The 12,911-nt window shown below is 70.0% G+C and carries 14 protein-coding genes and 1 pseudogene; 1 reads left to right on the top strand and 14 read right to left on the bottom strand.

All coding sequences use genetic code 11. The features are described from left to right. Nucleotides 1–57: 57 nt before the first annotated feature. The 5 genes from IE107_RS23280 to rpsB form a co-directional block, all read right to left on the bottom strand. Nucleotides 58–1,143 (bottom strand): phosphatidate cytidylyltransferase, encoded by a 1,086-nt coding sequence (locus tag IE107_RS23280; RefSeq protein WP_189545917.1) that lies wholly within the window; start codon nt 1,141–1,143, stop codon nt 58–60. Beyond that, complete coding sequence (gene frr, locus IE107_RS23275) at nt 1,143–1,700, bottom strand: ribosome recycling factor (RefSeq protein ID WP_189545915.1); 558 nt, start codon at nt 1,698–1,700, stop codon at nt 1,143–1,145. Before frr ends, IE107_RS23280 begins: the two co-directional genes overlap by 1 nt. 185 nt (nt 1,701–1,885) lie before the next feature. Then, a complete protein-coding gene (gene pyrH / locus IE107_RS23270; protein WP_189545913.1) occupies nt 1,886–2,662 on the bottom strand; it encodes a UMP kinase in 777 nt (258 codons plus the stop codon). A 159-nt stretch (nt 2,663–2,821) separates the two neighbouring features. Continuing rightward, nucleotides 2,822–3,658, bottom strand: a complete 837-nt coding sequence (gene tsf, locus IE107_RS23265; RefSeq protein WP_189545911.1) for a translation elongation factor Ts — start codon at nt 3,656–3,658, stop codon at nt 2,822–2,824. Between the two features lie 100 nt (nt 3,659–3,758). Then, nucleotides 3,759–4,634, bottom strand: a complete 876-nt coding sequence (gene rpsB, locus IE107_RS23260) for a 30S ribosomal protein S2 (protein WP_189545909.1) — start codon at nt 4,632–4,634, stop codon at nt 3,759–3,761. Nucleotides 4,635–4,911: 277 nt separating this feature from the next. Here rpsB and IE107_RS23255 point away from each other — a divergent pair. Further along, nucleotides 4,912–5,397: pseudogene (locus IE107_RS23255) on the top strand (peptidoglycan DD-metalloendopeptidase family protein); the annotation flags it as partial. 221 nt (nt 5,398–5,618) lie between these two features. Here the strand turns inward: IE107_RS23255 and IE107_RS23250 are convergent. The 9 genes from IE107_RS23250 to lepB (IE107_RS23210) form a co-directional block, all read right to left on the bottom strand. Continuing rightward, the gene (locus IE107_RS23250; RefSeq protein WP_189546040.1) at nt 5,619–6,185 is read right to left on the bottom strand and encodes a TetR/AcrR family transcriptional regulator; all 567 of its coding nucleotides are present in this window, start codon (nt 6,183–6,185) and stop codon (nt 5,619–5,621) included. A 118-nt stretch (nt 6,186–6,303) separates the two neighbouring features. Next, nucleotides 6,304–7,140, bottom strand: coding sequence for an RNA polymerase sigma factor WhiG (whiG, locus tag IE107_RS23245; RefSeq protein WP_189545907.1), 837 nt, complete (start codon nt 7,138–7,140; stop codon nt 6,304–6,306). Nucleotides 7,141–7,380: 240 nt separating this feature from the next. Next, complete coding sequence (gene dprA / locus IE107_RS23240; RefSeq protein WP_189545905.1) at nt 7,381–8,541, bottom strand: DNA-processing protein DprA; 1,161 nt, start codon at nt 8,539–8,541, stop codon at nt 7,381–7,383. Beyond that, complete coding sequence (locus IE107_RS23235) at nt 8,538–10,160, bottom strand: YifB family Mg chelatase-like AAA ATPase (protein ID WP_189545903.1); 1,623 nt, start codon at nt 10,158–10,160, stop codon at nt 8,538–8,540. The genes dprA and IE107_RS23235 overlap by 4 nt, the downstream gene beginning before the upstream one ends. Beyond that, nucleotides 10,160–10,519 carry a YraN family protein gene (locus IE107_RS23230; RefSeq protein ID WP_189545901.1) on the bottom strand — a complete coding sequence of 120 codons (360 nt, stop codon included), beginning with the start codon at nt 10,517–10,519 and terminating at the stop codon, nt 10,160–10,162. Before IE107_RS23230 ends, IE107_RS23235 begins: the two co-directional genes overlap by 1 nt. A gap of 127 nt (nt 10,520–10,646) precedes the next feature. Then, a complete protein-coding gene (locus tag IE107_RS23225; RefSeq protein ID WP_003965949.1) occupies nt 10,647–10,955 on the bottom strand; it encodes a DUF2469 domain-containing protein in 309 nt (102 codons plus the stop codon). Nucleotides 10,956–11,019: 64 nt separating this feature from the next. Continuing rightward, on the bottom strand, nt 11,020–11,508 hold the full coding sequence (locus IE107_RS23220) for an NUDIX hydrolase (protein ID WP_189545899.1): 489 nt from the start codon (nt 11,506–11,508) through the stop codon (nt 11,020–11,022). Beyond that, a complete protein-coding gene (lepB, locus tag IE107_RS23215; protein ID WP_189545897.1) occupies nt 11,498–12,241 on the bottom strand; it encodes a signal peptidase I in 744 nt (247 codons plus the stop codon). The genes IE107_RS23220 and lepB (IE107_RS23215) overlap by 11 nt, the downstream gene beginning before the upstream one ends. Before the next feature lie 51 nt (nt 12,242–12,292). After that, nucleotides 12,293–12,911, bottom strand: a 619-nt coding sequence (lepB, locus tag IE107_RS23210; protein WP_229867187.1) for a signal peptidase I, incomplete at its 5' end; no start/stop codon positions are given.

Raw genomic sequence — 12,911 nt, 5'->3', positions numbered from 1 at the left:
CGCCGTCCTGTGGACAGCGGGCCCTCACTCGTAAAATCCCAGGTCAGCGACGTGCTCTCAGCCGGATCCGACGAACAGCACCATCAGCAGCCAGACCACCGGGGCGGTCGGCAGCAGCGAGTCGAGCCGGTCCATGATGCCGCCGTGGCCCGGCAGCAGCGTGCCCATGTCCTTGATGCCGAGGTCCCGCTTGATCATCGACTCGCCGAGGTCGCCGAGAGTGGCGCTGGCCGCGACCGCGAGCCCGAGCAGCAGCCCCTGCCACCAGGAGCCGCCGTCGATCAGGAACTGCATGCACAGCGCACCGGCCACCATCGCGAAGGCGATGGCCCCGAACAGGCCCTCCCGGGTCTTTCCGGGGCTGATGCGCGGCGCGAGCTTGTGCTTCCCGAAGCGCCAGCCGACGGCGTACGCACCCGTGTCGCTGACCACCGTCAGCAGCAGGAAGGTGAGCACCCGCTGCGGCCCGTCGTCGGCGGTCAGGAGCATGGCGACGAACGTGGCGAGGAACGGTACGTAGAACGCCGCGAACACACCGGCCGTGACGTCCTTGAGGTAATCCTCGGGCGGCTCGGTCATCCGCCAGACGAGCACCGCCAGCGCGGTCAGCGCCATCGCCACCCAGGCGCCCTCGGCACCCTGTGCGTAGCCGGCGACCACCATCGCCGCGCCGCCCACCGCCAGCGGGACGAGCGGCGCCTTGATGCCCTTGCGCTCCTGGAGCCGGGAAGTCAGCTCCCACAGGCCCACGACGACGGCGACGGCGATCACACCGACGAAGACGGCCTTGACGATGAACAGCGAGGCGACGATCACGGCGCCCAGCCCCACACCGACCCCTATGGCGGCTCGCAGGTCACGGCCCGCACGTTTCTTCTGCGGGGGCGGTGGCGCGGTGGACATGGGCTCCTGCGGCTTCTCGTCACGGAACAGAGGGCCGCCGCTCAGGCGTCCGGCCCCCTGGCCCCGGTCATCACGGTCGTCAGCGTCTCTACCTGCGTCGGGAACGTCCGGCACGATGGGCATGGGCCGAGTCTGCTGGGCGTCATGCACATCGTAAGCAGGACCCGCCGGGGCAGCCCGCATCTCGGGCGCACCCCAGTGGCCGGCTCCCTGCGGGGCGCCCCAGGAAGAGTCGTTCATCAGACTTCGAGCAGCTCGGCTTCCTTGTGCTTGAGCAGCTCGTCGACCTGCGCGACGTACTTCGCGGTGGTGTCGTCGAGCTCCTTCTCGGCGCGACGCACGTCGTCCTCGCCCGACTCCTTGTCCTTGACCAGCTTGTCGAGGGTCTCCTTGGCCTTGCGGCGCACCGCGCGGATGGAGATCTTGGAGTCCTCGGCCTTGCCCCTGGCGACCTTGATGTAGTCGCGGCGGCGCTCCTCGGTGAGCTCCGGGAAGGTCACCCGGATGATGTTGCCGTCGTTGCTCGGGTTGACGCCGAGGTCCGAGTCGCGGATCGCCTGCTCGATGTTGCGCAGCGCGCTCTTGTCGAACGGTGTCACGACGGCCATGCGCGGCTCGGGCACCGAGAACGAGGCGAGCTGGTTGATCGGCGTCAGCGCGCCGTAGTAGTCGGCGACGATCTTGTTGAACATCGCGGGGTGCGCACGGCCGGTACGGATCGCGGCGAAGTCCTCTTTCGCGACGACGACGGCCTTCTCCATCTTCTCCTCGGCCTCGAGGAGGGTTTCTTCGATCACCACGTGCTCCTGCGTGTCTTGTGTGGGCCCGTCGTGCCCGGGCCCGGCGGATCCTGCGTCGCGTCCTCACCTGCACGGTGTCCGACCGGCAGGCCGTTGTCCATCCTTCGGGGCCGGTCCCGGGGGTTGTTGTTTCCCCGGGGGCCCGGACCTTCCCGTGGTGCTCCGGGAAGGTCCCCCGGTCCTCAGACCCGGGTGCTCCGGTCACTCACGAGCGTGCCGATCTTCTCACCCTTGACCGCGCGGGCGATATTGCCCGTTGCAGTCAGCTCGAAGACGAGGATCGGCAGGTCGTTGTCGCGGCAGAGCGTGATGGCGGTGGCGTCGGCGACCTTGAGGTCGCGGGCGAGAACCTCGCTGTACTCGAGCGCGTCGAACTTCACCGCGTCGGGGTTGCTCTTCGGGTCGGAGTCGTAGACCCCGTCCACCCCGTTCTTGCCCATCAGAAGAGCCTCTGCGTCGATCTCCAGGGCGCGCTGGGCGGCAGTGGTGTCGGTGGAGAAGTACGGCATCCCCATGCCGGCGCCGAAGATGACGACGCGCCCCTTCTCCAGGTGGCGTACGGCGCGCAGCGGGATGTACGGCTCCGCGACCTGCCCCATGGTGATGGCGGTCTGGACGCGGGAGTCGATGCCCTCCTTCTCCAGGAAGTCCTGGAGCGCCAGGCAGTTCATGACCGTGCCGAGCATGCCCATGTAGTCGGACCGGGCCCGGTCCATACCGCGCTGCTGGAGCTCGGCGCCGCGGAAGAAGTTGCCGCCACCGATGACGACCGCGATTTCCGCGCCGTCGCGGACGACCGCCGCGATTTCGCGGGCGATGGCGTGTACGACGTCGGGGTCGACACCGAGACCCCCGCCGCCGGCGAACGCCTCTCCGGACAGCTTCAGCATGAAGCGTCCGGCCACCTTGCCGTCGTCGCGCTTGTGGTCACCTTTTGCGGCGTCCGCGCCCTTGTTCATGGAGATTCTCCTCGTGCACATACGAAGAAGACCATTGCCGGTGGGTCTGGTGTCCCTCAGCGGCAATGGCCTCCTCGTCAGATCTGCGGTCGTACGGCGTGAGTGCGGCCGACGACTGCACTAGACCCTATAGGGGTCCACCGTTGTTCGCGGACGGACTCAGATGCCGACCTTGATGCGCGTGAAGCGCTTCAGGGTGACACCGGCCTCGTCCAGGACCTTCTGAACGGACTTCTTGTTGTCCAGCGCGTACGGCTGGCCGAGGAGGGTGGCCTCCTTGAAGAAGCCGTTGACGCGACCCTCGACGATCTTCGGGAGCGCGGCCTCGGGCTTGCCCTCGGCGCGCGTGGTCTCCTCGGCGACGCGGCGCTCGGCCTCGACGACCTCGGCCGGGACGTCCTCGCGGGACAGGTACTTCGGGGCGAACGCGGCGATGTGCTGCGCAATGCCCTTGGCCAGCTCGGCGTCGGCCTTGTCCAGCTCGACCAGGACACCGATCTGCGGCGGCAGGTCGGGCATGGTGCGGTGCATGTACACGGAGACGTACGCGCCGGTGAACTGCGCGAAGCGGTCCAGGACGATCTTCTCGCCGAGGTTGGCGTTGGCCTCGTCGACGTACGCCTGGACGGTCTTGCCGGCCTCGATCTCGGAGGCGAGCAGCGCCTGGATGTCAGCCGGGGAGGTGGCGGCGACGTGCGCGGCGAGGGTGTTCGCGACGTTCTGGAACTTCTCGCCCTTGGCGACGAAGTCCGTCTCGCACTTCAGCTCCAGCAGAACACCGGACGTCTGGTCCTCGGAGACGAGGGAGACGACGGCACCGTTCTCGGCAGAACGGCCCTCGCGCTTGGCGACGCCCTTCTGGCCCTTGATACGGAGCGCCTCGACGGCCTTGTCGACGTTGCCGTCGGCCTCGTCGAGCGCCTTCTTGCAGTCCATCATGCCGGCGCCGGTCAGCTCGCGGAGCTTCTTGACGTCAGCGGCGGTGTAGTTCGCCATGAGTCTGTGTTTCTCTCTCGAAGTCTGAAAGATCTACGGGTGAACGGCGGGGGCGGCGCTTGTGGCACCGACCCCCGCCGTCATTCAGCCGTGACGGGTGTCAGGCCTGCTCGGCGTCCGCGGCCGGAGCCTCGGTGGCCTCGGCGTCCGCAACCTTCTCGGTCTCGGCGGAGGTCTGCACCTCGGCGTCGGCCTTCTTGTCGCCCTCGAGCAGGTCGCGCTCCCACTCGGCGAGCGGTTCGCCGACAGCCTTCTCGCCCGGCTTCGAGTCACCGGTGGCGGCACCGGAACGGGCGATGAGGCCCTCGGCGACGGCGTCGGCGATCACGCGGGTGAGCAGGGTGACGGAGCGGATCGCGTCGTCGTTGCCCGGGATCTTGTAGTCGACCTCGTCGGGGTCGCAGTTGGTGTCGAGGATCGCGACGACCGGGATGTGGAGCTTGCGCGCCTCACCGACGGCGATGTGCTCCTTCTTGGTGTCGACGATCCAGACGGCGCTCGGCACCTTCTGCATCTCGCGGATACCACCGAGGGTCTTCTCCAGCTTGGCCTTCTCGCGGGAGAGGACCAGGAGCTCCTTCTTGGTGAGGCCGGAGGCGGCCACGTCCTCGAAGTCGATGAGCTCGAGCTCCTTCAGACGCTGAAGGCGCTTGTAGACGGTGGAGAAGTTGGTGAGCATGCCACCGAGCCAACGCTGGTTGACGTACGGCATGCCGACGCGCGTCGCCTGCTCGGCGATGGCCTCCTGGGCCTGCTTCTTCGTACCCACGAACATGATGGAGCCGCCGTGGGCGACGGTCTCCTTGACGAACTCGTAGGCGCGGTCGATGTACGACAGCGACTGGAGCAGGTCGATGATGTAGATGCCGTTGCGCTCGGTGAAGATGAAGCGCTTCATCTTCGGGTTCCAGCGACGGGTCTGGTGACCGAAGTGGACGCCGCTTTCCAGCAGCTCCCGCATCGTGACGACGGCCATGGCCGTACTCCTTGAGGTGCTCGGTTGTCGCGACCGCAGGATTGCTGTCGCGCCTGACGCCCCGACGCGCCGTGCCACGAGGGACCGAGGAGCGCGGCCACCGTCCGCTGAGAGGGAGGTGGCGGGGCGTGCGAAGTCGACCCGGTGACCCGGATCGCCATAGGAAGTGTACGGGACGGCCCGGGTGCCGGGTGACGACGCTGTCCACAACCGGATGGTTGTCCACAGATCCGGCTCATGATCCCCGCGGATCGTGGGACTGCGGGATGGTTCCGCCATGCGATGCACAACTGATCCGACCGGTCCTGCCGCTCCCGCGGAGCCCGCTTCACTTCGCCTGCGGGAGGCGCTCGTGGTGGCGGTGGTGGCCCTGCTGGCGGTGGTGTGCGGCCCGGCGGTCGCCACCGCACGGACACCGGCACCGGCTCCGGCCCCCGCACCGGCGCCGGACGGCGACCGGGGCTGGCCGCTGGCGGGGCGGCCCGCGGTCGTACGGGGATGGGAGCCCCCGGCCGGTCCCTACGGGCGAGGTCACCGCGGCGTCGACCTCGCTGCGGAACCGGGTGCGGCGGTGCTCGCCGCCGCCTCGGGGCAGGTCTCGTTCGCGGGGCGTGTGGCGGGGCGCGGGGTGGTGGCGATCGAGGTGGCCGGCAGCGGCGACCCGCCGCTGCGGACCACGTACGAACCGGTGCGCGCGCTCGTCGCGAAGGGCGAGAAGGTGACGTCGGGACAGGTGGTGGCCGTAGTGGAGGCGGGGCCCTTCCACTGCGCTTCGGGCTGTCTGCACTGGGGGCTGCGGCGCGGTGACACCTATCTGGATCCGTTGTCGCTGCTGCCGCCGTCGCTGCTGCGACGGGGCCCGTCCCGGCTGCTCCCGGTGTTCGGCGTGCCCGAGCCGGTGTCCGCGCAATCGGCCATGGGGACCGGGGACGGGCTCGCCGCCCCCGGCGTTCTGCTCGCGGTCGCCGCGACGCGGCGGCCCCGTCAGTCCTGTGCGCCCTGCACACCTCGGAGAACCATGGCGACGGCGGTGTCCGCGATCACGGACGGCTCCTCGGCCACGGCCAGTTCGATACGTCGCACGGCGGCGTCCACCGACCCCTGGAGCAACATGGCCGCCAGTCTCGGCTGTGCGTGGCCGAGGTCGCCCAGCGCCTCGACGATCATGGCGATCAGCCCGCCGTGCGCGGCCCTGATCTTCTCGCGCGCCCCGGCGTCCAGCTCGCTCGCCGAGATGGCGACGACCGCCCGGTGACGGCGGTCCCCGACGAGGTCGAGCTGCCGGCGCACATAGGCCTCGATCTTGCCCTCGGGCGTGGTGGCCTGCGCCATCGCGCTCTCGACCTCGGCCGCCCAGACGGGGAAGTCGACGGCGCAGAGCTCCTCGACCACCGCCGCGCGGGAGCGGAAGTACTCATACACGGAGGACCGGGCGAGGCCCGTGCGTTCGGCGAGGGCGGGGAAGGTCAACGCCTCCGTACCGCCCTCGGACAGCAGGGAGCGTGCGGCGTCCAGGAGGGCGCCGCGCTGCATGGTCCGGTGCTCGGCCACCGAGGCCGCTCGAATCCTGGGCACATGCCCACTCTACGGCGACCGGTGTTCGAGAGGGCAGGTACGGCCCCGGTCATTGGCCGAGGCGGCCATGAACCGCACTGGTCGCGAGCGGGACTCAGCGTCCGGCGTCGGCCAGTTTCGCGCGCAGCTGGAGCACCGACTTGGTGTGGATCTGACTGACCCGGCTCTCGGTGACGCCGAGCACATTGCCGATCTCGGCGAGGGTGAGGCCCTCGTAGTAGTAGAGCGTCACGACTGTCTTCTCGCGCTCCGGGAGTGTGTTGATGGCCCGCGCGAGCAACCGTCTGAGCTCGCGGTCCTCGGCGACCTCCACCGGATCGTCGGCGGCGGTGTCCTCCAGTGTGTCCATCAGGCTGAGCCGGTCGCCGCCCTCGCCGCCGACATGCAGCAGCTCCTCCAGCGCGACCACGTTCGCCAGTGACAACTGGCTGAAAACCGCGTGCAGTTCCTCCAGGGCGATTCCCATCTCCGCGGCGACCTCCGCCTCGGAAGGGGTACGCCGCAGCTGCGCCTCCAACGTGGCGTAGGCGCGTTCCACGGCCCGCGCCTTCTGGCGCACCGAGCGCGGGATCCAGTCCAGCGCCCGCAGTTCGTCGATCATCGCGCCCCGGATGCGGGTGATCGCGTACGTCTCGAACTTGATCGCCCGCTCGATGTCGAACTTCTCGATCGCGTCGATCAGTCCGAAGACCCCCGAGGAGACGAAGTCCGCCTGCTCGACGTTGGAGGGCAGGCCCACGCTCACCCGGCCCGCGACGTACTTCACCAACGGCGAGTAGTGCAGGATCAGCTGCTCCCGCAGCCGTTCGTCGCCCGTGGACTTGTATGAACGCCACAACTCGTCGAGCGAGGAGGGGGCAGGGGGGCGCACAGTGCCACGCGCAGCCGGTGGTACTGCCGCGCGGCCAGACCCGGAGGTGTGCTGGGGCATGTGGTGCCTTGAGCCGTTCTGCTGTGGAGTGCTGGGACGTATGTCTGAGTCGGAATCCTTGTGAGCGTAGCGTGACTGTGATGTCGCGGTCCGCGCAGGATAAGCGATCGGCGCCGTGCGATTTCGGCCGATCCGACATGACTGAGGTCCGGGGCCGTCGCCGCGTGCGTCGGCCCCAGAGGCGTCACTGAAGGATCCGCCGAGGTCATCTGCCTCACCTTTTCACCCGAATGCTCCAGGTCAAGTACCGCCTCGCCGCGCGTCACCATTGCAAGTCGGCCGCGGCGTCAACTGCCATCCATCGCCATCCCGTTCGACGAACCCCAGTGAGTGCAGTTCGTACAGTCTGCCGAGCGCCTCGTCGGTGCTGGTTCCTGCGGTGCGGGCCACCTCACGTCCGCCGACAGAGCCCCGGTACGGCAGTGCGTCGAGGACTCTGGCGGAGACCGCGTCCAGCAGGTCCCTGGGATGGACGGGGCCTCGTCTGGCCGGAGCGAGTTCGCCGATCTCCCCCACGAGTTCGGCGACTTCCGCGGCGTCGGTCACCAGGACGCCCTCTCCGCGAAGGAGCTCATGGACCCCTGCGGACAACCCACTGGTGGCGGGGCCCGGCACGCCCATGGTGAAGCGGCCGAGCCGCTGTGCGCAGCGCGCGGTGACCAGTGAACCGCTGCGGTATTCGGCCTCGACCACGACCGTCCCGCGCGTCAACGCGGCGATGACCCGGTTCCGCAGGATGAATCTGCTGCGGGTGGGATGATCGGACGGTGGCAATTCGCCGATGACGAGCCCCTGTTCCGCGATCCGCCCGATCAGCTCGGCGTGTCCCCGGGGGTAGGGGACGTCCACCCCGCAGGCCAGTACCGCCGCCGTCGCCCCGCCGGCGGCGAGCGCGCCGCGGTGCGCCGCCCCGTCGACCCCGAACGCGGCTCCCGACACGACCACCCAGCCCAGCTCCGCGAGCCCCGCGCCGAGACCGGCCGCCATGTGCGATCCGTAGGGCGTGCAGGCACGGGCGCCGACCACGGCGACCGAGCGCAGCGCCCAGAGCCGCAGATCCCGGGGCCCCCGCACCCACAGGCCGGTGGGCCTGGCATCCGCGAGGTCGTCGAGCTGGGTGGGCCATTCCCGGTCCCCGGGGCAGATGAACCGCCCGCCGAGCGCGGCGACCGCCGAGAGATCCTGCCCGGGGTCGGCGCTCTCGGCCCGCAGCCGGTATCCGGCGAGCCGTTTCGGGGTCATCCCGCCCAGTTGCTCCGCGGTGCCGTCCCTGGTGGTGATCCGCCGTATCAGCTCGACGGCACCGCACTCGCGCAGCCAGCGGCCACCGTGCTCGTCCCCCGGTTCGATGATGCGGGTCAGGGCGGCCCGCGCCAGCCGCTCCTGACCGCTCACCGTCATGACGCCCCCGCGTTCGTCAGTGCGCCGCGCGAAATCCCGGTCCGCAGTTCCAGCGCCACCGCGACATCGGACGCGTCCGGGCGGTCGGCGCCGCGCAGGTCGGCGACCGTCCACGCCACCCTGAGCACCCGGTCCAGGCCGCGAGCGGTGAGCAGGCCCCGTTCCATGTCCCGTTCGGCTTCCATGAGCGCGCCCGGCGCCGCGACCAGTCTGGTCCGCAGCTCATGGCCGGGCACCTCGCTGTTGGAGGACCACGCGGTGCCCGCCAGCCGGTCCGCGGCCCGCGCCCTGGCCTCCCGGACCCGGGCCGCGACGGAGGCGGTCGACTCGCCCCTGCCGCCCTGTCCCATCAGGTCCTGACGCCTGACCGGGTCGACGAGCACCCGCAGATCCACCCGGTCGAGCAGTGGTCCGGAGAGTCGCGCCTGGTAGCGCCTGACCGCCGCCGGCGGGCATTCGCAGCCGGCGCCGCTGAGGCTGTACCGGCCGCACGGGCAGGGGTTGGCGGCCAGCACCATCAGGAATCTGGCGGGCAGCCGCACCACCCCGGCGCTGCGTGCCACCACCACGTGCCCCGACTCCAGCGGCTGGCGCAGCGCGTCCAGTGCCCGCACGGAGAATTCGGGCGCTTCGTCCAAAAAGAGGATCCCCCGGTGGGCCAGCGAGACCGCGCCGGGCCGCGGCAGTCCGTTGCCCCCGCCGACCAGCGACTGCATCGTGGCCGAATGGTGGGGCGCGCAGTAGGGCGGCCGGGCGACCAGTGGCTCCCCCGGCGGCAGGATGCCCGCCACCGAGTGCACCGCGGTCACCTCCAGGGACTCCTTCCTGGTCAGCGTCGGCAGGATCGCCGGCAACCGCTCGGCCAGCATGGTCTTGCCGGCGCCCGGCGGCCCCGAGAGCAGCAGATGGTGGCCGCCGGCTGCGGCGACCTCCAGAGCCTTGCGGGGCAGCGCCTGCCCCGCCACGTCCGCCAGATCCGGTGGATTTCCGTCGCTCTGCCCGGCCCGGGCGAGCCCGGTACCGATGCCCGCGCCGGGCACCATCAGCCCGGCCCCCATGGTGTCGGGACGCCCCTCGTGGTGCGCCGCCCGCTCGTCGGGCACCGGCTCCTCGCAGAGCACGGCGATCAGCTGCCGCAGGCTCCGTACCCCGAGGACGGAGACCCCGGGGACCAGCGCAGCCTCCCCCGCGGTCTGCTCGGGCACGACGACCTGCCGGTAGCCGGCCTCCGCCGCGGCGAGCACGGCCGGCAGCACGCCGCGCACCGGCCGGACCCTGCCGTCGAGCCCGAGCTCACCGATCATCACCACATCGGCGATGGACGCCGGATCGATCCGCTCGGCCGCCCCCAGCACCGCACAGGCGACGGCGAGGTCGAATCCGGAGCCGCCCTTCGGCACGGAGGCCGGGGACAGGCCCACCGTGAGCTTCTTCTGCGGCCACTCGGCCCCCGAGTTCACCACCGCGGCCCTGACCCGGTCCCGGCTCTCCACCAGGCTCTTGTCCGGCAGCCCCACCAGGGTGAACGCGGCCACCCCCGCCTCCAGGTCCGCCTGGACCTCCACCACCACACCCTCGACGCCGACCAGCGCCACCGAGCACGCCCGCGCGAACCCCATCAGGCCACCCCCCGCGCATGCTCGGCGACGGGTGCTCCGCGTCTGGGCAGCACCACTCCGACCAGGTCGATCCGGACCCCGCCGGGCGGCGGGCCGCCGTGCCGGTCCAGCCAGATACCGGCCAGCCGCCGCAGCCGCTCCGCCTTGACCGGCGTGACGGCCGCCATCGGGTGCTCGAACGCACCCGCCCTGCGGGTCTTCACCTCACAGACCACGAGTGCGTCGCCGTCCATCGCGACGATGTCGATCTCACCGGCGCGACAGCGCCAGTTCCGCTCCAGTACGGACATGCCGGCATCGGCCAGCAACCGCGCCGCCAGATCCTCGCCGTACCGCCCGAGTGCCCCCCGTGCGTTCATTTCGGCACCACCTCCGGGACCGACTCTGACGTGTCCGGCCCCGGCTTGTGGATCTTGGTGGACAACTCCGGAATTGTGGATAACCCGGCCACCCGGAAGTGGGAATCACTCCCTTCTCAAAGTGGGATCAGCCACCCGGAAGTTCGAGATCGCTCTTGTTGAGCTCCTCGATGTTGACGTCCTTGAACGTCAACACGCGTACCTGCTTGACGAACCGTGCGGGCCGGTACATGTCCCAGACCCAGGCGTCCGCCATCGATACTTCGAAGAACACCTCGCCCTGGACCGAGTGCACCTGCATCTCATAGTCATTGGTGAGGTAGAAGCGCCGTTCGGTCTCGATCACATATTTGAACAGCCCGACGACATCTCGGTACTCCCGGTAGAGCTTCAGCTCCATCTCGGTCTCGTACTTTTCGAGGTCCTCGGCGCTCATTGGCATGTTCCCCTTCAGCCGTGCGTCCCCCTATTGTGCGCCAGGCCCCGGCTCCCTCGGGCGCTCAGGCGATTTCGGGGTCCAGAACCAGTGGCGTACGCGGAGGACCCTCGTCGAGCAGCGTGCGCAGCAACTCGGCGAGTCTGGTCGGGTACACCGTCTCACGCGCCGCCGACAGTTCAGCGGAGGTCCACCACCTCAGACCCGCGACGCTGCGCTGCTCCAGCCCGGTCAGCCCACTGGTGTCGGTGGCGGTCTGCGTCGTACGTGCCAGGAAGTACCACTCGTCCTGGTGCCAGCGGCGCCCGTCGAACGGGAACGAGCACATCCGCTGCCAGAGCAGCGGGCCGAGCTCGACATCGGTGATGCCGGTCTCCTCCGTCAGCTCGCGCAGGGCGGCCTGTTCCCGGGTCTCGTCGCCCTCCAGACCGCCGCCGGGCGTGAACCACCACGTGCTCTGCGGATCCTCGGGCTCGAATCCGTGGATCAGGAGGATCCGGTCGTCGGGGTCCAGGAGCACCACACGGGCGACCTTCCGCTTCTCAACGCGCACCGGCGGGCACCTTTCCGCGTCTGTTCCGGGCGGACCGCGCCACGATCGGACCGTATGCCGCGCCGCACAGGATGAGCACCACGCCCACGAGCACGGCGCCGAGCTGAAGCCACAGCGGTCCGGGCGACGACACGCCGCCGGGGAGGGAGGCGAAGGCCTGCGGGCGATCGACCATGCCGTTCATCGGCCACGCGACGGCGTCCACCCGGGCCTGAACCGCGTCACGGGGAACGGAGCCCTGTCCCGCTTCGTCCAGGTGGACGCGCGAGTCCAGTGAGGCGGTGCGTTCGTCCCCCAGCAGGAAGAGCTTCCCCTTGGGCACCTCCGCCGTGAAGTCCTCGGCGGAGGCAGGGCCCTTTGTGTGCAGATACGGTTCGTCGATGGGCTTGCCGTTGACCGTGAGCCGCCCGTCCTTCCCGCAGCAGGCGATCCTGTCGCCGCCGATCCCGACGACCCGCTTCACCATCGGCAGGTTGGCGTCCCACGTGGGATCGGTGAAGACGACCACGTCGCCGCGGTGCACCTCGTTGCCGTCTATCCGCTGCGCAAGTATTCGGTCACCGGCCTGCACCGTCGGGGTCATCGATCCGGTCGGCACCGTGTACGGCTTGTACACCACCGCTCCCCAGGCGAACCCGCCGAGGAAGAACACACAGCCGACGGCCACGGCCAGCCCCGACAGCATGCTGCCGAGCCGCCCGTGGCCGTCACCCGTACGTCCGTTTCCGCTCATCCCAGCGTCACCCACCTCGGAGATCGACAATCGCTGATCCGAGTCGGCACCCTACCCGGCGGTACGCCCGCTGGTCAGCCTCTTGCGGCGCCACAGTACGAGGGGCAGCGCACCCGCCACGCCCAGTGCCCCCGGGGCCAGAGCCGCCGCCGCGCCGATCCCCGGCTGGTCGAAGGTGTCCGGGACCGGCAGCGTCGCCCAGCGGTTGATCGGCCACGCCACCACGACGGCCCGCCCCACGACGTCGTCGACCGGCACGAAGCCCTTGGTCGCCTCGTCGGTGTGGTAGCGCGAGTCCAGGGAGTTCTGCCGGTGGTCGCCCATCACCCAGATCTTGCCCTCGGGCACCTTGAACGGCCCGAAGGGCTTGTCGTCGCACGCCGAGTTCCCCGGGAAGATGTACGGCTCGTCGAGCGCCTTTCCGTTGACCTCGACCGGGCCGCCCTTCGCGCACTGCACGGTGTCGCCACCGACCGCGATCACCCGCTTGATCAGGTCCTTCTCCTTGGACGACGGCATCAGGCCGATGAAGCTCAGGAAATCCTGCACCATGTTCGACTCGGGGGTCGGCTCCCCGGCCAGCCAGTTGTCCGGATCGTGGAACACGACCACCTCGCCGCGCTCCGGCTCCCCGCCGAACCAGGGGGTCAGCTTGTCGACCAGCACCCGG

This window comes from Streptomyces gelaticus (genome assembly GCF_014649535.1).
Lineage (GTDB): Bacteria > Actinomycetota > Actinomycetes > Streptomycetales > Streptomycetaceae > Streptomyces > Streptomyces gelaticus.
Note: the sequence above shows the minus strand (reverse complement) of the source record. Positions and strands in the feature narration are given on the sequence as shown.